At 46.0% G+C, this 17,824-nt stretch carries 19 protein-coding genes; 4 read left to right on the top strand and 15 right to left on the bottom strand.

Annotated features, from left to right (window positions below; translation table 11 throughout):
- Nucleotides 1–194 precede the first annotated feature (194 nt).
- The gene (locus tag RIC07_RS24575) at nucleotides 195–1,274 is read right to left on the bottom strand and encodes an SGNH/GDSL hydrolase family protein (RefSeq protein ID WP_446396794.1); all 1,080 of its coding nucleotides are present in this window, start codon (nucleotides 1,272–1,274) and stop codon (nucleotides 195–197) included.
- A 165-nt stretch (nucleotides 1,275–1,439) separates the two neighbouring features.
- On the opposite strand from RIC07_RS24575, the gene RIC07_RS24570 reads away from it, so the two are divergent.
- Nucleotides 1,440–2,360: a Fic family protein gene (locus RIC07_RS24570; protein ID WP_446396793.1), complete on the top strand. Its 921-nt coding sequence runs from the start codon at nucleotides 1,440–1,442 to the stop codon at nucleotides 2,358–2,360.
- On the opposite strand, the gene RIC07_RS24565 is transcribed toward RIC07_RS24570, so the two are convergent.
- The 9 genes from RIC07_RS24565 to RIC07_RS24525 all read right to left on the bottom strand — a co-directional run bounded on the left by RIC07_RS24565 (nucleotide 2,357) and on the right by RIC07_RS24525 (nucleotide 9,067).
- Nucleotides 2,357–3,145, bottom strand: coding sequence for an MBL fold metallo-hydrolase (locus RIC07_RS24565; protein ID WP_446396792.1), 789 nt, complete (start codon nucleotides 3,143–3,145; stop codon nucleotides 2,357–2,359). The genes RIC07_RS24570 and RIC07_RS24565 overlap by 4 nt on opposite strands.
- Before the next feature lie 26 nt (nucleotides 3,146–3,171).
- The gene (locus tag RIC07_RS24560; protein WP_446396791.1) at nucleotides 3,172–3,792 is read right to left on the bottom strand and encodes an anthranilate synthase component II; all 621 of its coding nucleotides are present in this window, start codon (nucleotides 3,790–3,792) and stop codon (nucleotides 3,172–3,174) included.
- Between the two features lie 72 nt (nucleotides 3,793–3,864).
- The gene (locus tag RIC07_RS24555) at nucleotides 3,865–4,380 is read right to left on the bottom strand and encodes a diacylglycerol kinase family protein (RefSeq protein WP_446396790.1); all 516 of its coding nucleotides are present in this window, start codon (nucleotides 4,378–4,380) and stop codon (nucleotides 3,865–3,867) included.
- Between the two features lie 50 nt (nucleotides 4,381–4,430).
- On the bottom strand, nucleotides 4,431–4,958 hold the full coding sequence (gene ybeY / locus RIC07_RS24550; RefSeq protein ID WP_446396789.1) for an rRNA maturation RNase YbeY: 528 nt from the start codon (nucleotides 4,956–4,958) through the stop codon (nucleotides 4,431–4,433).
- 38 nt (nucleotides 4,959–4,996) lie between these two features.
- Nucleotides 4,997–5,212 carry a DUF3285 domain-containing protein gene (locus RIC07_RS24545; protein ID WP_446369622.1) on the bottom strand — a complete coding sequence of 72 codons (216 nt, stop codon included), beginning with the start codon at nucleotides 5,210–5,212 and terminating at the stop codon, nucleotides 4,997–4,999.
- A 224-nt stretch (nucleotides 5,213–5,436) separates the two neighbouring features.
- Nucleotides 5,437–6,544, bottom strand: a protein-coding gene (gene prfB, locus RIC07_RS24540; protein ID WP_446396788.1) for a peptide chain release factor 2 whose coding sequence is annotated in 2 segments (ribosomal slippage) — nucleotides 5,437–6,471 and nucleotides 6,473–6,544 — 1,107 coding nt in all. Because the reading frame shifts where the segments join, the coding sequence is not laid out codon by codon here.
- A gap of 115 nt (nucleotides 6,545–6,659) precedes the next feature.
- Nucleotides 6,660–7,385, bottom strand: a complete 726-nt coding sequence (locus tag RIC07_RS24535; protein WP_446396787.1) for a Bax inhibitor-1/YccA family protein — start codon at nucleotides 7,383–7,385, stop codon at nucleotides 6,660–6,662.
- A 1,001-nt stretch (nucleotides 7,386–8,386) separates the two neighbouring features.
- Entirely contained in the window at nucleotides 8,387–8,503 is a 117-nt protein-coding gene (locus RIC07_RS24530) for a photosystem I reaction center subunit VIII (RefSeq protein ID WP_446372983.1), read from the bottom strand.
- Between the two features lie 69 nt (nucleotides 8,504–8,572).
- Nucleotides 8,573–9,067 (bottom strand): photosystem I reaction center protein subunit XI, encoded by a 495-nt coding sequence (locus RIC07_RS24525; protein WP_446396786.1) that lies wholly within the window; start codon nucleotides 9,065–9,067, stop codon nucleotides 8,573–8,575.
- 328 nt (nucleotides 9,068–9,395) lie between these two features.
- On the opposite strand from RIC07_RS24525, the gene psb32 reads away from it, so the two are divergent.
- Nucleotides 9,396–10,112 (top strand): photosystem II repair protein Psb32, encoded by a 717-nt coding sequence (gene psb32, locus RIC07_RS24520; RefSeq protein WP_446396785.1) that lies wholly within the window; start codon nucleotides 9,396–9,398, stop codon nucleotides 10,110–10,112.
- Between the two features lie 247 nt (nucleotides 10,113–10,359).
- On the opposite strand, the gene RIC07_RS24515 is transcribed toward psb32, so the two are convergent.
- The 3 genes from RIC07_RS24515 to RIC07_RS24505 form a co-directional block, all read right to left on the bottom strand.
- Complete coding sequence (locus RIC07_RS24515) at nucleotides 10,360–10,743, bottom strand: DUF4346 domain-containing protein (RefSeq protein WP_446377703.1); 384 nt, start codon at nucleotides 10,741–10,743, stop codon at nucleotides 10,360–10,362.
- Between the two features lie 176 nt (nucleotides 10,744–10,919).
- Nucleotides 10,920–12,116: a GNAT family N-acetyltransferase gene (locus RIC07_RS24510; protein ID WP_446377705.1), complete on the bottom strand. Its 1,197-nt coding sequence runs from the start codon at nucleotides 12,114–12,116 to the stop codon at nucleotides 10,920–10,922.
- A gap of 215 nt (nucleotides 12,117–12,331) precedes the next feature.
- Complete coding sequence (locus RIC07_RS24505; RefSeq protein ID WP_446396784.1) at nucleotides 12,332–13,033, bottom strand: RibD family protein; 702 nt, start codon at nucleotides 13,031–13,033, stop codon at nucleotides 12,332–12,334.
- Nucleotides 13,034–13,249: 216 nt separating this feature from the next.
- On the opposite strand from RIC07_RS24505, the gene RIC07_RS24500 reads away from it, so the two are divergent.
- Complete coding sequence (locus tag RIC07_RS24500; protein ID WP_446396783.1) at nucleotides 13,250–15,361, top strand: sensor histidine kinase; 2,112 nt, start codon at nucleotides 13,250–13,252, stop codon at nucleotides 15,359–15,361.
- A gap of 62 nt (nucleotides 15,362–15,423) precedes the next feature.
- Entirely contained in the window at nucleotides 15,424–15,627 is a 204-nt protein-coding gene (locus RIC07_RS24495; RefSeq protein ID WP_446396782.1) for a hypothetical protein, read from the top strand.
- A gap of 54 nt (nucleotides 15,628–15,681) precedes the next feature.
- Here the strand turns inward: RIC07_RS24495 and RIC07_RS24490 are convergent, their stop codons facing one another.
- Both RIC07_RS24490 and rnc read right to left on the bottom strand, forming a co-directional pair.
- On the bottom strand, nucleotides 15,682–16,863 hold the full coding sequence (locus RIC07_RS24490; RefSeq protein WP_446396781.1) for a Gfo/Idh/MocA family protein: 1,182 nt from the start codon (nucleotides 16,861–16,863) through the stop codon (nucleotides 15,682–15,684).
- 126 nt (nucleotides 16,864–16,989) lie between these two features.
- Nucleotides 16,990–17,697, bottom strand: coding sequence for a ribonuclease III (gene rnc, locus RIC07_RS24485; protein WP_446396780.1), 708 nt, complete (start codon nucleotides 17,695–17,697; stop codon nucleotides 16,990–16,992).
- Nucleotides 17,698–17,824 lie beyond the last annotated feature (127 nt).

The raw sequence follows: 17,824 nt of genomic DNA, 5'->3' as shown, positions 1-17,824 counted from the left end.
TAGTTAAGCTAATTATCCTAACTGGAATAGCGCTGACTTAAGCGAAATATTGCCAATTTGCAGACCAGTAAATAAATATCTTATCTTTAGGTTCAAGTAAGAATGGAACTTACTGGGTAACTCTTTGAACCCGTTTTAACGGGTTTAAGCTTTGAGCCAGAACTTTAGTTCTAGGCTTAAGTCAGCGCTCTCCTTCATAGAGAATTGCGATAACGAACAGTTGATTGCAGCAAAAAACCTATCCCCATTAATAGTAGTGGGATAGAAAACGCGGGTTCTGGAACGGATTTAGTTTCTACACCAGCATCCTGGAGCGCAGCGTATGCATAGTCTCCCCATAAAGCATGACCTTGAGCCGTTGGATGGATATCATCCCAGAATAAGTACTCATCGGGGTTAGAACATACACCCAATTCAGTGAAGCAAGGCTCAGTCACATTGGTAAAACCAAATTCATCAGGCTCGGTGATAACCTCTTGAAACAGAGACGCCAGATCAAACGGTATGATGTTTATATCATCATAGGTGAGACGCAAATCATCGAACATTGCCGTTAAACCCGCGTTATGTTCCGCACTCACTTGGGTAAGTTCCGCTGCTTCTCCCTGTATAATCGCTCGGGGCGTTTTGCCCAAATCGGGCAAGTTAGGAATAAAGAAATTACGAGCGCCAGCTTCCGCTAAAGCCGTCACCCCAGTAAATAAATTGTTGATGGGTTCAGTACTATCGCGAAGCCCACCCTTACTATAATCATTATTACCTGCCCATACAATATAAAGTGCGTCAGGATTAGCCGATGTTTGAGCGAGATCTAGGTCATTAATAAAACCGTTAATCTCGGTGAGAACTCCTACGCCTAACTCAGGAAAGACATTACCCAATCCTGTCTGAGCGCCACCAAAGGCAAAGTTAACACTATTCGTTGCGGTAGCACCACCGAAATTAAAACTTACCCCTGGTGGGGTTGATGGAATGATTGGTTCTCCCACTGTTAATTCAGTCGAGAGACTCAAATTAACTCCCAATTCCGATGTAAGAAGGTCTATCCAGTTGTAGCCATTAGAAAAGCGTCCTTCAAAGTAAGGTGAACTGGGGATAATCGGTACGGGGAAACCTAAGGAGTTTGCGGCTGACGTCACATTGAAGACATTGCCTGAATCAGCGGAGCTATCGCTAAACACATAAATCTGATTGAATTGGATTGCCTCAGCACTTAGCGGGTACAATAAAGATAAAAGGGAAAATCCTGTGGCTATTGCGGTAATTTTCATCATTTTAATTTCACACTCCTGTCACAACTCTTATACACCGAATTCACAGAAAATGAGCATCTAAAGAATAAGTTGTATTGAATCTTTATTTTATTGTTTTTTGTAAATATTTATTGGTGTAAATACTCATTAATTGTGTTCTAATGAAACAGGCAATAAAGACTGGCAATGAAATCATTTGAACAGGGGTTGATTGAGCAGCAACCCATTAACCAAGGACTGCTGCAAACAATTCGCTTGATTGGAGAGTATAAGGGAAAGCAAGAGTTATTCAAAGAACAAGCGCCCCAAGTTTTGGAAACCCTGCGTCAAGCGGCGGTTATTCAGAGTACGGAGTCTTCTAACCGGATTGAAGGGATTACGGTACCGTTGGAGCGGATTAAGAAACTGGTGACGGAAAAAACAACGCCACGCGATCGCTCGGAACAGGAAATTGCGGGGTATCGGGATGTCCTAACGACCATTCACACGAGCTATGCCCATATCCCTTTTACGCCTAATATTGTTTTACAACTTCATCGTGACCTTTACCAGTTTGCGGTCAATACAGGTGGGCGCTGGAAAACGGTAGATAACGAAATTAGTGCTACCTATCCAGATGGAACTAAAGTGGTGCGGTTTCGACCCATTCCAGCTTATGCCACACCTGAAGCCATGGAACGTTTGCATGAGCAGTTTAATCGCTGTTGGCACTCGGGTGCGATCGAACCGTTATTACTCATTCCTACCTATATCCTAGATTTTTTGTGCATTCACCCATTTTTAGATGGGAATGGGCGAATGGCAAGGTTGATTACCCTATTGCTGCTTTATAAAGCGGGTTATGAGGTGGGGCGATTTATTAGCTTAGAACGGATTGTCGAGAGAACGAAGGAAAGTTACTATGATACGCTTTACCAGTCTTCCCAAGATTGGCATGAAGGACAGCATAACCTATTACCTTGGTGGGAATATTTTTTGGGAGTCATGGTGCTGTCAGCGTATCGGGAGTTTGAAACAAGGGTGGGAGTCGTTACTTCTGCGAGGGGAACAGTTCGTAGTAGGCACGAAGCGTGCCAGAAGCGCTTAAGCGCTTACTACAAACTCTAAAATCGATAACTCAACAGTTTAATCATCGCACCATCCTGGGGCAAATCTGAAGGTTTCAACATCAACGTATCACTGTTCACCCGACTGACAGGCATTTCCTCCATCACCGTTAAAAACTCATCCACGGGTTCAATCCCATAGTCCCCCTGACAGGTTTCATCAGCGGCTTGAGTGCGGAAATGAGTTGGGACTACCAACTTCGGATTCAACACTGCGATCGCGTCTTTCGCCTCCCTTGGATTATAGGCTTTAATACTGCCGCCCACAGGCACAAATGCCACATCTGGACGCCCCATGAGGATTTTCTGCTCAATTTCAATCGGTGCAGCTGCGCCACCTAAATGGAGAAGTTTAATCCCACTTTGCTCCCATTGCCATGCCACATTATTCCCCAATCGGCGTCCCCCGTGGCGATCATGAGGAATGCTAATCCCTTGGAATCGAATCCCCCCAATCTGATAAACTCCAGGTTGAAAGAGGATACGCGGATTTCCTGGCAATCCCTCAGCCGCCCCTTCATCCAATAACTGAGAGCTAATTAAAACCAAATCAGACTCGACTTTTGGTGGACGATAGCCTGCGGTACACCCGACTGTCCGAAACGGATTCACCAGAATCCGCATCCCTCCACCTGTAAACAAAAAGCAGGTATGTCCTAACCACTTAACTGTCAGTGTTCCACTCGCCGACTGCGCCTCAGCCGACTGAAATTGTGAAGCCAATGTCGTTCCCAAAGTGCCAAGCACCCCTGCACCCACGTAGCGCATCAACTGTCGCCGTTTCATCGCTGATTAATTAATACTCCTAAAACTTAAGCTAAAGCCATTGGGTTTTGAACCGATGCTGGAAGAGAAACTAGGAAATTTTGCAATAACTGTTTACCGCAATCGGTCAAAACACTCTCTGGATGAAATTGGACGCCTTGAAGGTGGGGATAGTTCCGGTGTCTCACCCCCATAATTGTGCCATCCTCTACCCAAGCGGTAATTTCCAGCGCGTCTGGACAGGTGTCTCGTTCAATTACCAGACTGTGATATCGAGTGGCGATAAAAGGATTGGGCAAATTCTGGAAAACACCAACGCCTGTGTGGTAAATTTCCGAGGTTTTGCCATGCATCAACAGGGGGGCTGAGATAATTTTGCCGCCAAAGACTTGACCAATACTTTGATGACCCAGACAAACGCCTAAGATGGGTACAGTTGCACCAAGTTGGTGAATTAACTCACAAGAGATCCCGGCATCATCCGGGCGTCCGGGTCCTGGGGAAATCACTATCCCATCAGGATTTAATTGGCGCAGTTGATCTAGGTCAATTTGGTCATTGCGGTATACCTGAATATCAGCAGCAACAGGCAATGTGAGCCCAAGTTCCCCTATATACTGCACCAGATTATAGGTAAAACTGTCGTAGTTATCAATGACAACAATCAAAATTTACACTCCTGGGTAGCTTACCCTAACCACGACAAACCATTACACTTTAATTTAGGTTAAAAAAATAGCTTAGCGCATCAGTAACAGGATACGAGTCACCAAGGGTGGTAAAAGTAGAGAACCAGCAACGAGTAGGGCTGCGATCGCGGAGATGAGAACAGCACCCGCCGCACAGTCTTTTGCAACTTTTGCCAGCTTATGATAGGACTGTTTAACCGTTAAGTCAACCACCGCCTCAACTGCTGTATTCAGCAATTCCAGGGTCATCACTAGCCCACTGGTCAAGCCAATTACCGCAATTTCTACAGGCGGCAATTCTAACAAAATCGCCAAAGTGATTGCCACTGTGCCAATCAGGGTATGAATGCGGAAGTTCCGTTGGGTGACAAAGGCATAGCGAACTCCCGCCCAAGCATATTTAAAACTAACCATTAGGGTTGGGGCAATACACCAAGCCAAGTCGCGTTTGAATCTCTGATTCGGGTCAGACTCTGGCGGATTTGGCAGTGACAAGTCATGCACTATCGACCGGGAACCTGGAACTAAGTATTGAGAATTGGGAGAGTGAGTATTGTTATAAACCATGGGGATTGAATTCCATTGCTAGTAATGAACTGACACCGAATCCAGTGTCATTATACGGGTAACGTCAAGTTGACAATCTCAAGTAAAGCCTGCTGCTGGTTTAGCATTCGCTGTAGGCTTTCCTCATCCGGATGATCCCACCCTAAAAGATGTAGCAACCCGTGGGTTGCTAACCAAGCCAGTTCTATTGTTAAGGGATGACCCTGGTGTTGAGCTTGGCGATAAGCGGTTTCCACTGAAATGACGATATCTCCCAGGTATACGGATTCAGCCGCTTGCATATCTGGAGGTATCTGAGGCGAGTCTACCTCTAATGTGGCGAAGGAGAGTACATCAGTGGGTTGATTTTTGTGGCGGAACTGAGAATTAAGTGCCTGAATTTCTGCGTCATCAGTCAGGCGTAGTGTCAATTCATACGTCGGCGCTGGCGGACTATCGGGGTGCAGTGTTTCTAGCCATTGGCTGAACCAATGTTCCCAAGTGGAGGTGGAAATTGGGTTCGTCAGGGAATTCGCTTCCGGAGTCGCTGACTGGGAGGCTTCAAAGAAACAATCCTGCACTATTAGTTCGATATTCACTTGTGCCGCCTCTGGTGTGTAGATGAGCTATGAGAACGTTAACGAGTCAGGTAAGCTAAACCAATCAGCACAGCTAATAGACCCACGGTGGTTAGAAAAAAGTGTTGTAAGGACTTGCCTCCTTTACGGACCATGTTACGCATAGCTAATTTCACGTAACTGGGTTTCGGTTCATTCAAAGCGGCGTTGGCTGGTGTTGGCTGTTCAGCAAACGGCGGCTTCGCTGTATCCGGGGGGGTTGAGGATTGACTCATCTGTAATGGTAATTTGCTGTTGAAAGCTATTATATCGTTTTTGTTTACATAATGTAACAAATTGTCATTTGTCCTTCGTCATTTGTCATTTGTCATTTGTCATTTGTCATTTGTCATTTGTCCTTCGTCCCCTGCTCCCCCTGCTCCCCCTGCTCCCCCTGCTCCCCCTGCTCCCCCTGCTCCCCCTGCTCCCCCTGCTCCCCCTGCTCCCCTCTCTCCACCGATCAGGTCAATTGATTCTCCTGACGCAGGTAGGCTTCGATAAAGGGATCGAGAGTCCCATTCAGGACATCATCAACGCCTGTGGTTTCCACATTCGTCCGCAAGTCTTTCACCAACTGGTAGGGGTGGAAGACATAATTGCGAATTTGATTCCCCCAAGCCGCTTCAACCATATCGCCTCGGATTTCGGCAATTTCCTGAGCGCGTTGTTCTTGGGCAATCACCAATAGCTTGGCTTTCAGCAGGGCGAGGGCTTTTTCCTTATTTTGGAGCTGCGATCGCTCTTGGGTACACCGCACGGCAATGTCTGTGGGAATATGCTTCACCCGAACGGCAGTTTCCACTTTGTTGACATTTTGACCGCCCTTACCCCCAGAACGAGAGGTGGTAATCTCTAAATCCGTTTCAGGTATATCTAGGTCTACATCCTCGTTCAGGATGGGCATAACCTCAACCCCAGCAAAACTGGTTTGCCGTTTCCCGTTGGCGTTATAGGGAGAAATTCGCACCAGTCGGTGAGTTCCCTTTTCGGCTTTTAAATAGCCATAGGCGCGGAGTCCCTGAATTTCTAGGGTGGCTGACTTAATTCCCGCTTCATCCCCTTCTGAGAGTTCTGCCAACTGCACTTTATACCCTTGACTTTCTGCCCAACGGGTATACATCCGCAACAGCATTTCTGCCCAATCTTGGGCATCCGTTCCGCCCGCCCCAGCATTAATCGCCAGTACAGCACCATTGGCGTCATAAGGACCCGATAGTAGCTGTTCTAATTCCCAACGGTCAAGTTCACGATTCAGCTTGACTACATTAGTTTGGGCTTCTTGCAGCAATCCTTCATCGGTTTCCAATTCCAGCAATTCCAGAACGGCTTTCGCATCCTCTAGATTGCTTTTCCACTGCTGGTACTGCTGGAGATTCAATTTCAGGTCATTCAGCTTTTGCAGGGTTCGCTGAGCGAAGGTTTGGTCATCCCAAAAATCCGGTTGAGCCGCTTGTTGCTCTAGGTCTTTAATTTTAGCAGTCAGTGCAGGTACGTCAAAGATAGTCCTGGGTTTTTCCCAGGCGATCGGACAAGGTTTCGACTTCGCGTTTAATCTCTAAAACTTCCATATTTCTTGATTTTGGTACTTTACTACCCTTTATCAATTGTAATCAGAAAATTTAATTACATCAGACCAATGACAAATATCCCACGCATTTTAAAGCGTGGGATAAGGTGAGTCAATTAGTCGCGATTAAAGGCAATCAGCAACCGCAAAATAAAGATAAACAGGTTGATGTAGGTCAAGTACATCGACAATGCGGCTGGCAGATACTGATCATTGCGATAGGTGCGGGGCAAGATATAGAAATCCACCACCGCCGCACCAACAAATAGTAAAACACCAATCCCAGAGATGCCAATTTCTAGCCAGCTAGGGGTATAGACGCCAAAAAAGCTCAAGGCGAGCTGACCCACCAACACCACCAACAAGGCAATAATACCCAGTTGCACGGTTTGGGTTAACGCCATCCCATCTTCGTCCGAAAGATTCGAGCCAATTTGACGGGCAGCGACAAACGTGACACCACAACCGAGGGCGGCGATTCCAATCCCTGGAATTCCTACGCCTGAAGTGCCAATGGCAACAAATACGATACCACTGAGGGTGTAGCCTGAGAGCAGGCTATAGGTCGCCAACAGAGGCAATGCTGCACTGTTATTGCCTTTCTCCGCCACACCACGGGCGACGAAGAATAGGACTAATTCAGCAATCAGGGCAACCCAGAAGGTAGGCATGAATAACCCTGGGTTGGTGGTAAGGACATTCAAACCACCATAAGTCCCGACAGCCGTTAAAACCAATCCACCGCCGACGTAGGGCAGAGCATTGGCTATAACATTGGGTCCTACTAGGGCTTGACCCTGTGCATTACGCATGGCTTGGCGAAAGTTACTTGTGTTACTCATGAAAACTCCTTGTGTAACTTACGTCATGATTTAACGAGATCCGGTAAGAATGCTCCCGTCAAATCAAAGATTATGACGGTGAGATGAATCCCAAATGAAAGCAGGTTTACTTCCATTAGTATTATACTCTATTCTAGAATAACGCTACAACTATTGATCAAGGAGATAATAGCGTTTGTTGCGGTAAATATGCCAATAAAAACGATTAATACTTCAATTTTAATAAAATTCTATTTTGTGTTTTTTGGCAATATTTATTTCAGGCATTGAATGGCTAATAATACATTTTTTATGTAATCAGGCAACAATTATCACCCTAGCCATTAAAATCTCCGCTATATCAGCTTTTCAAAAATATTATAAACCTTGAAAAATAAAGATTTTTAGGGCAAGTCTGGGCGGGTTTAGTTACATCTGGGTACAAACGAAAAGATAGTAGTGAAACCCGCCCCTACACACTTATGCGCCACGCTCTCGAACCATGTCCTTGAACGAAGTGTTTAAGGAGAAGTTAAAGGTTAAATCGTGGCGTCACATAAGTACCTAGTGCAGCTCTGCAAAAATACTTGAGCAGCTTCGTAGATACGATGAAGCAGGGGGAGCTGAGGGAGCTGGGGAAGCTGGGGGAGATATTAGCTGTTCAGTTATTTCTGCCTTCTTGCACTAGACATAAATTCTGTACCCTGTACTAAGAAATGTTAACAAGCCTCAAACCCTTACTGTTGCCTAATCTCAACCGTTAACTTTAATGAAAGCTGACTACTTACCGTAAAAAGTAAGCAGCTTCCCCAGCTCCCCCTTCGTGCCTACCCAAGATTTCTCAACAACAAGGGGGAGGCTGTATATTCCCAACCCAGTTGTGAACTCAGGCGTAGGAATTCCAGCTCTCCCCATTAATCTAGGTTTTTAGCTTATTCGGCGAGAAGCCTCACACTTAACTTAATCGCAAAGGCTCCTCTAGAAGCCCACACTGTACTCGTGAGAGTCGGTGTGTGGAGTTGTTATGCGTCACTTTCGATGTAGATAAACAGAAGTCCCATCAGCACAGCCGGCATGAGCCAACAAACGACGGGAATCAGAATCCAAGGCAAGAACGAAGCTGCATAAGAACCAGTCATGTCAAATTGTCCTATCTAAATTTACAAGAGTTCAAGACAAATATTACTCAATTTGTGAACCCAATGGAGTTAGTTATTCACAAAACCCCGGAAAATGGCATCCACAGTCTCAAAATTCTCCAGGAGGAAGTAAGCCACGAAAGCGCCTCCCATACCTCCAACAAAGAATCCACCTGCAAATTCGCTCCAGCCTTCAGACGTTTTGAGTCGTTCTGTAGCCGGAGCGCTTTCAGCAGCGCTTTTGAGCGAGACTAATCCCCAAGCTGCCATTCCGGCGGTTCCCAGTAGCACGATTACCAAAGCAGTGACTAAGCCGCCTAGATAACGGGCTTCTGGGTAATCCCGCAGTGCGCCAAACACAACTTCAGGACCAACTAAGAAGTAACCATGAGCCATACCAACTTCCAAACCTCGCAGGAATGGGGATAGCCCTTTGCGGTAAGCTGGCAGGTTGCCAATGAATGCTTTAGTAAACGCCGAATCGCTGATTGGAGTCGATAAATGACCCACAAAAGGGTCTCCCCCGTAAGGTTTTACCATTTCCATATCTCTTGCATCTGCCATATAGATGTTGCCTCTCACTCTGAATGTTTACAAAAATACCTGACTTAACATTGTAAGCAGGGAGGGGTAATCCCATGACACAATATGGGAAGACCTTTAAAAAACTTCATCAAATTAGTTATAGCTTAAGGATATAACACCGCCGTGTCTCTAGGGGGTAATCGGCGCGAATCATCGTCTACATCCAGCGACCAAAACCCCTGACTTCTTGGAGAAATCAGGAATCTAGGTTGCATAACTATGGTTATATGTCAAGACATGAGCTAGATGTCGTTCGTTCTCTAGAGTGTAGTATTTTGAAAAAAACAGTCATCTCAAGAGTCAGTAAATGAGACAAATCTTCAATCAACTATACAAAAACCTGAAACGTCTAATACTACCGCTATTACTGGGCGTTTTAGTTAGCGGATTGGTGGCTACACCTGCCAACGCTATAAACGTCTACCAAATGCCCAATGTCAACGCGGGTGAACCAACATGGGTGATTGATCAAGCCGACGTACTCAGCCGCCTGAGTGAAGGCAAGTTGAGCAAGAGCTTGGAAGACTTAGCCCAGAAAACCGACAAGGAAGTCAGATTTGTGACGGTTCGCCGTTTAGACTACGGTGAAACCGTAGACAGCTTTGCTAAAGCCCTATTCAAAAAATGGTATCCGACACCGGAAGCCCAAGCGAATCAAACCCTGGTGCTTATCGATACCCTGACCAATAATACTGCCATTGTCACTGGGCAAGACGTCAAGTCAATTATGCCCGACGAAATTGCCGAGAGTGTCGCCTCGGAAACAATGACAGTCCCCTTGCGGGAAGGTAACAAGTACAATAAGTCTTTTTTAGAGGCTAGCGATCGCTTAGTGGCTGTGCTATCGGGTCAACCTGATCCCGGTCCTCCAGTTGTCGAAGAAACGGTTCAGGTTGAAGGTACATTTACCAGCGCAGAAGAAACTGACACCAAAAACTCAACCATCTGGGTTGTTGTCTTATTGGTTGTCGCGACAGTCGTACCGATGGCAACCTACTTCTTTTATCAGGGCTTCTCTGGTTAAGTTCGTCATTTGTCATTTGTCATTTGTCATTTGTCATTTGTTACTGTTCCCTGTTCCCTGTTCCCTGTTCCCTGTTCCCTGTTCTCTAAGAGATGATCAGAAGCTTTTGCTGTAAAGCACTAAGTAGGTTGGTGGAAATAAACTCAACCATGTTAAGTTATGTTAACAAGCCTCAAACCCTTACAAATGACGAATGACGAATGACGAATGACGATCCCCACCGTTAACTTTAATTGTCCCCACCTACTTAATCTTGAACATACTCCTGTCCAGAAATTAAAGCAAACTCAGCCCGCATAAACTCCCGTCCTAAATAAGCCGCATGATCCAACATCGTGACTGGACAGGGCTGGGTTTGCTCAAAAATAACCACACAAATTTCCTTGGCGGTTCTACCTGTAAACACCTGAGTATGCGTGCGTTCTACCTTACCTCGTGCGGGAATCGGTTTACCCGTTTCTGGGTCAACGGCTAAACCGCGATCATCAATCACATTGGTGAAATGTTTGGCACAAATTAATCGTGCATCCCGGTCGAGGTAAATAATAAAATATCCACCGGGATCAAGTTCAATTTCCCGTTTAGACAGTTTGTCATTAATTGTACGCAGGTCTTCTACTGTTTGGTTCATCTTTTCTTTGCTCAATGCGTCCCTTCTTGAATAGTATCGTGTTTAGACCGTTTAAAGCAGGCAGAGGGCAGGACGCAGAAGCATCTTATGGCAATTGGAAAATTAAGACCCCTGCCAATTGTGCTGAGGTTCGGTTAAAAACTGGGATACTTTAATCATTCATCATCCCGTGACAATCAATCCTGAACTAAAAATTGAATATCTCGTTTTGTAAAGGGTAAATCATTATTGATCGCGTCGATTTCTTCCTGTTCCATTTCATTCACTTCACCTATATAATGGCGCAAAATTTGCATCAGGCGTTGATTATAAAATCGGTGCAGACTGTGATTCGGTGTCGCGGGAAATCCTCGTCGTCTCTTGTGGCGTCCCCCAGCACCTGGATCAAACATCTTAACCCCATTCGCGATCGCCCATTCTATCGGGGTGTAATAGCACGCATCGAAATGCAGGCAATCATATTCCTCAAAACAGCCCCAATAGCGCCCATACAACTGATCACCCTTATTAATACAAAACGACATCCCCACGGGATGTCGGTCATCATCGTCTCGATAAGCCGCCACCAATACCACACGATGACGATAGTCGGGATACAACTGTTCAAAAAACTGGCGCGTCAGATACTTACTGCCCCAAAAAAACTTATCGCAGGTGCTGCTATAGAAGTTATAAATCAGGGGAAATAAGGATTTGGGAATATCATCCCCGACTAAAGGAACCAAACGCAGTCCGGCTTTAGTCACCGCTTTACGTTCGCGCTTAATATTACGCCGCTGATTGGCGTTAAAGATACTCAGATAATCATCGAAGCTACTAAACCCTTTATCCTGCCAAATATAACTGTGATGCAACCAGCTTGTAAAACCATGGCGTTCCATCACCTGTCGCCATTCAGGGTCAACAAAGAGAAAATGACAGCCACTAATCCGGTTATCCCCGCAAAAGTGATCAATGGCACTCACCATAATCTCAGTGAGTTCATCTTCATCTTCTCCAGGTGCGATTAAAAATCGGTAACCCCCTGCTGGGGTAAACGGCGTCATCCCTAACAGTTTGGGATAGTAGCGAACGCCTAAACGATGGGATAGATCTGCCCATTGGTGGTCAAAAACAAATTCTCCATAGCTATGACCTTTAATATAGAAGGGCGCAGCCGCAATAAGCTCTCGGTTTCGCCATATAGTTAGGTGATGGGGCAACCATCCGGTTTTAGACGTCGCACTTCCCGATGTTTCTAAATTATTCAACCAATCCCATTCCAGAAATGGTGTTTTCAGGGGTTGGGCAAGGGCATCCCAAGCGGCTTGGGGAATATCAGCCATCCGGTTAACCCAGTTAACGGAATAGTCAGTCTGCGGTTGGTGAACCATTGGGAAAATCTATAATTAGGTCTAGATCGGCATGGATTAAAATGAACGGTGAGGATCGTTATTTGCCATTAGTCTTTTGTCATTGGTAAGGGCTTGAGGGGTTATTTACATAAGTTAACATAGCCGAGTTTATTTTGACCGTTAATGTGAGATGAATTGTCAAAATTAAGTTGTAGAGACGTTGCATGCAACGTCTCTACAACTTCCCCATCTCCTCATTCCCTGGACAGCCCATAGTGTAGAAATAACTCTTGGTCAATCCTCTCAACCGCCAAAAGTTCTAAACGTTTCGCCAATTGCTCAGAAAAGCCAGTTCCCTCAACAGGCGTTGGGGCGTCTGCACCCCCTAAAATCAGGGGACAAACTGTGAACCAGAGTTCATCGATTAAATCAGCCGCCAGTAGAGATGCCACTAAGTTACCCCCCCCTAAGACAGCAAGCCGTTGGATGCCCAATTGGTTGAGCTGTTGATAAGCGTCATGCCAATTTATCCCATCGCTAGAGGCATTCACCACCAAAATCCGCTCAAAATAATCCGACTTGTCCCGCCAGGGTTTAGCACCCGCCTCTGTTGTCAACAGCCAACGGGGTACGTTTTGGCGAAAAAAGCGTAATTGTGGATCGAATTGAGCTAGATGGGAGCAAACAATCTGCACCGGTTGGATGGGTAAGCCCCGTTGTTGACGCTGCTGCTGTAACTGGGAATTTGAGACACGGCGAGTGGTACCATAAGCCCGGAGAGTTCCTGCACCGAACAAAACCCCATCCGCCAATGCCACCTGGTTTTCCAGATGGGCTTGATCCGCAGACGATGAGAATCGGGCAGGCGATCGCGTCACGTCCGCAATCTTGCCATCGGCACTCATTGCCAGAACAACCGTGGTATGGGGTCGATTGATAGCAGACTTTTCCGGCATAGTTGTCTGGGGTAAGAAAAAGAATGATCACTATTTTGGCGCAATTCACCCAAGGATCATCTGCATGTGTGGCACTCTATCACAACAATCGAAAGAGGTTTTGAATCGTTCTAGGATAGAGATAAGGGGTTTTCAAGGAAACTCGGTGACTCGTAAACTGTATTAACGATTACTCTTTCTACCACCTTTTCTTCTGTAATCACACCAGCGTATCTTATGGCTAAGCCAGGTCAATCCTCCTTTCGTCGTGTTTTGCTGTCACGCCTGTTGTTACTTAGCGTGCCAGTGTTACTCTTGGGAGTTTATGTGACCTACAGAAAAGCACGCTCTACGCTTTTAGACACAGCGCGTCAAAATTTAACCGAAAGTGCTGTGAGAAAAGGGGAAAGCATTCAAGAGTCGATCTCAGCGTTACAAGCCAACCTGCTGACCGCTAGCCAAGCCATAGTCCTTCAATCTCAGTCATCGACAGGCTATCAACAATTTATCAACCAACTGGCTCAACAACTCCCAACCCCGATCAATTGCGTGCAGTTGAGTGATATCCAGACTCAAGATATTGTGAGCAGTACCTGTAATCAACCCTTACTCGTCAGCCAGCAAGTGATATCGCAATGGTCTAGCCAGCAAGGTGAGGTTTCTGTCGATCCGTCTCAAATTGAGGTCACAGTGCTACCTCAGCTAGCACCCTCAACCCCTGCTACAAACGAAGCTGAAGCCATCTCAGACAAAAGTCAACTCCCGATTCTGTTGAGTGCGCCCGTTTATAACCCTGAGGGTCAACTCCAATATGCTTTGAGCTTATGCTCATCCTTACTCCAATCCAAATCTATCAAGCCTGGTTCCCTATCTGGTGAACCCGTGGTGATTACCCAAGCGGGTAAAATTCTGGTGCATCCCATCGCCCAGCAAGTGGGACGCAATATCAACCAAGAACTGGATTCTTCAAGACTTGAGAGTCTGGTCGAAGACGCGATCGCAGGTCGTGAGTCCTTTATCCATCTTGCCTTGGATGGTCAGGAATATGTTGCTGGCTACACAGCGATTGAAAGTCCGATTAGCGACCAATCTGACCAGCAATGGATTATTCTCGCTGTTACCCCCTTAGAGAGTGCGCTGATCGGTCTTCAGGATATCCGCCAAGTTCTGTTTATCCTCACCTGTGGCTTAATTGCTGCCAGTATTTTAGCCACACTTTACATTGCCCGTGACCTCGCCCGTCCCTTAGAAAAACTCAGAGATTGCGCCCTGCATGAATCCCAGCTTCACTCGAATTATCGCATTCCTCATACCTTCAAAATTAGAGAAATTAACCAATTAGCCGAAGCCCTTGATGGTATGTTTGAGCGCCTCAAACATTGGGCAGAAGAACTCGAAGCCGCCTGGAAAGAAGCCCAAGCCGCCAACCAGCTTAAGAATGAGTTTCTTGCCACGACCTCCCATGAACTGAGAACTCCTTTGAATGGTATTATTGGTTGCCTGCGACTGGTCAAAGATGGTTTCTGTGATGACCGCGAGGAAGAACTCGACTTTTTACAACGAGCCGATGAAGCGGCTATTCATTTGTTGAACATTATTAATGATGTTTTAGACCTGGCAAAACTTGAATCAGGGAAACTTTCCGTTGAAGTTGAACTGATCGATCTGCGTCAACTGATTGATGAAGTGATTCACTTACAGGCAGTCTCTATTCAATCGAAGGGACTCGAATTCAATACAAAAGACTTGCATGAAAAACTTCCCGTTCTTGCCGATCCCGCTAAACTGAAGCAAATCCTGATCAATGTTATTGGCAATTCCGAAAAATTTACCGATGCGGGTAGTATTACAATTAGTACCCGGATTGAACCAGCCAGCGATAAGACAGAACCCTTGGTGAGTGCTGATGATTCTACATATGTTGCTAGCGTCTCCACGATTCCTAGCAATAAACAAGTTACTGAAAATCACGAAACTGGAGAGTTGTTTCCTGCACAAGTTGTTGTAACAGTTAGAGATACGGGAATTGGCATCGCTCCCGCGCAACAGGCTAAACTCTTTCGTCCCTTTGTCATGGTAGATGGATCAACCACACGCAAGTACAGTGGTACAGGTCTCGGTTTGGCGATTTCCCGCAACTTGATCCAATTGATGGGAGGGAAAATTACGCTCTTTAGTGCTGGCTCAGGTCAGGGAGCGACGGTAAATATTAGCTTACCGCTTGTCGAAACAAAGGGACAGGATACGGATGAGCAACTTGACAGTGAGCCACCCTCACAACTATCAACAGATTTGCCTAAACAGCAGGATTCAATTGGCGAGATTAACGGCAGATTAATAACGGATTGATAGTTTACTATAGTCATATTTAAAGGAAATATTTTCAATGATTGCTCAACTCCAAAATCAACATGAACGTGGAATGCTACCGACTCAATGAGATGGGAAAATGGGAATTGACGGCTTATTCTGTTGAAGAAACAACGAGTAGCGGGACAGAATTAGAGGTGTATTTAACTAGCGTTGATTTCCGATGCCCTATTTCTTTGCTGTATGAAGATGTTGTCTTTCCTGAAGATAATCCAGAAGACACTCTTATTGACAGAGAAAATTGAGGTCGAAAGTTTTTCCCGACACCCCACATCCTACCCAATTTTTTAAGTTATCTGTCATTCCGCTAACTGAGGAACCTTAATCGGTGTTCCTCCCTGTTGGAGAGACTGGGATAGACAACTGAGAATATTAACCAGTTGAGCCGCTACCCAGCCCGAAGATACTGATACAGGTTGATTATCGCGGATGCTCTGCAAAAAGCGATCGCACACTTGCGCCAACGGTTCGCGATGCTCGATTTCGATGACTTCCCGCCGCAAACCCGCAGGCGTAAACACATCTCCACTTTGCTCGAAATACCCATGCTGAAGCGTTAGGGGCGCATCATTTTGCATCTCATCAAAAATTAACGTTCCTTGACTCCCCACTACCCCCAGACGCCGTTGTTTATCTGGATTGAGCCAACATAAGTGAATATATGCCTGAAAACCCGTTGGGTATGTCAAAATAACGTAAACAAAATCGGCTAAATCATGTTCCTCAAGAAGGGCGGGTTTAGTTACATTAGCGGTTTCTTGTGAAACGTTATCGGTTAAACCCGCCCCTACATCCCCCGATTGATCTAGGGCGGGTTTAGTTACATTAGCGGTTTCTTGTGAAACGTTATTGGTCAAACCCGCCCCTACAGATCCCTCTTGCCGTTGTAACCATACCCGTCCCGTGGCTTGAACTTGCACAGGTTGCTCACCTAACCAGGTATTGAAGATCGCGATATCATGAATGGCTAAATCCCACAGTGCATCGACATCCTGACGCACGGGTCCTAGATTCGTCCGAGCCGCGTAGCCATAGCGCAATTCTCCTAAGCATCCAGATTGCACCACCGCTTTACCCTGCTCAACAGCCGGATGAAATAAATAGGTGTGATCTACCATCAACTGGCGCTGCTGTTGACGGGCTAAATCAGACAACTGTTGGCATTCAGCCGCATCGAGGGTCAACGGCTTTTCTGCTAGCACATGAAACCCTTGCTGTAGGGCGTCTTGAATCAGGGAATAATGAGTCACCGCCGGAGTCGCGATTACAACCGCATCGCACTCTATCTGGGATTGTATTGATTGCCAATTGTCTGCTAGAACCACATTGTCATTCAGGTTCAACCGTTCTTTAAGCTGAGTTAAGCGTTCCCTAGAGGAATCAACTACCGCTACCAGTTGAGCATCGGGATGTGACGCGAAATTCCGCACCAAATGCGTACCCCAGCGTCCTGCTCCCAATACGGCAATTTTAGTCTTCATGAAATTTTGAATCTGTAGGGGCGGGTTTCACTATTATCGTTGTTTGTCACCCTGATGTCACTATGACGTAGCTTGCTTCTTTTCGGGAGCGAGTAGGACTAATGACGAAGGACAAATGACGAAGGACTAATCACCAATCACTTTAGCCAAAGCTGCTTTAGCGGCGGCTTGTTCTGCCGCTTTTTTAGAGCGCCCTTGCCCTTCACCCAATTGTTGACCTTGAAACCAAACTTGGGCAGTAAAGCGATTCTCGTCTGCCTCAATGGGATTGGTTTCGGTAAGGCGATATTCGGGTAAAGATTTATAGTGAGCTTGAGTCCATTCTTGCAGAGCATCTTTATAGTTTTGGCGGGCGGGATCTTTAAGAATGTCTTCCGTCAATCGCTGAAAATGAGGATCAAGCCAAGGGCGAATTAATTCTAAGGTGTGGGTACTCAGATAGAGTGCGCCAACGATCGCTTCAAAGGCGTCAGCCAGCCGTGACATCTCACCCCTGGGATCAGCCGCCGCGCTGGGAGCCAGGAGCAAGTATCGCTCCAGTCCATACTCTTGAGCCAATTGAGCCAAGATGCGATCGCTCACCAACACGGAACGAATTGCCGCAAAGTCACCGACTGAAGCGTTGGGATAGGTTTCAAATAATAACTCTGAGGCAGCCATTCGCACCACCGCATCCCCGACAAACTCCAACTGATCATAGTTCACATCACGGGACATACTGGGGTGAGTCAACGCCAAGTCAAGCAAATCCCACTGAATCGGCGTATTGTCCAGTAATCCGAGCTTTTGCACTAATTTTTGCAGTTGTTTTTGTCGTCTGGGGTCAATGGTCATAATTCATAAGTAGTCGGACTTTTATTCAAACCCCTACATAAACGAATGACAAATGACAAATGACAAATGACAAATGACAAATGACGATCTTCACCATTAACCTTAGTAGTTCCCATCTATTTTAGAA

Origin of the sequence: Coleofasciculus sp. E1-EBD-02 (assembly GCF_040218245.1) — a bacterium.
In the GTDB taxonomy this organism is placed as follows: Bacteria; Cyanobacteriota; Cyanobacteriia; order Cyanobacteriales; family Coleofasciculaceae; genus Coleofasciculus.
Note: the sequence above shows the minus strand (reverse complement) of the source record. Positions and strands in the feature narration are given on the sequence as shown.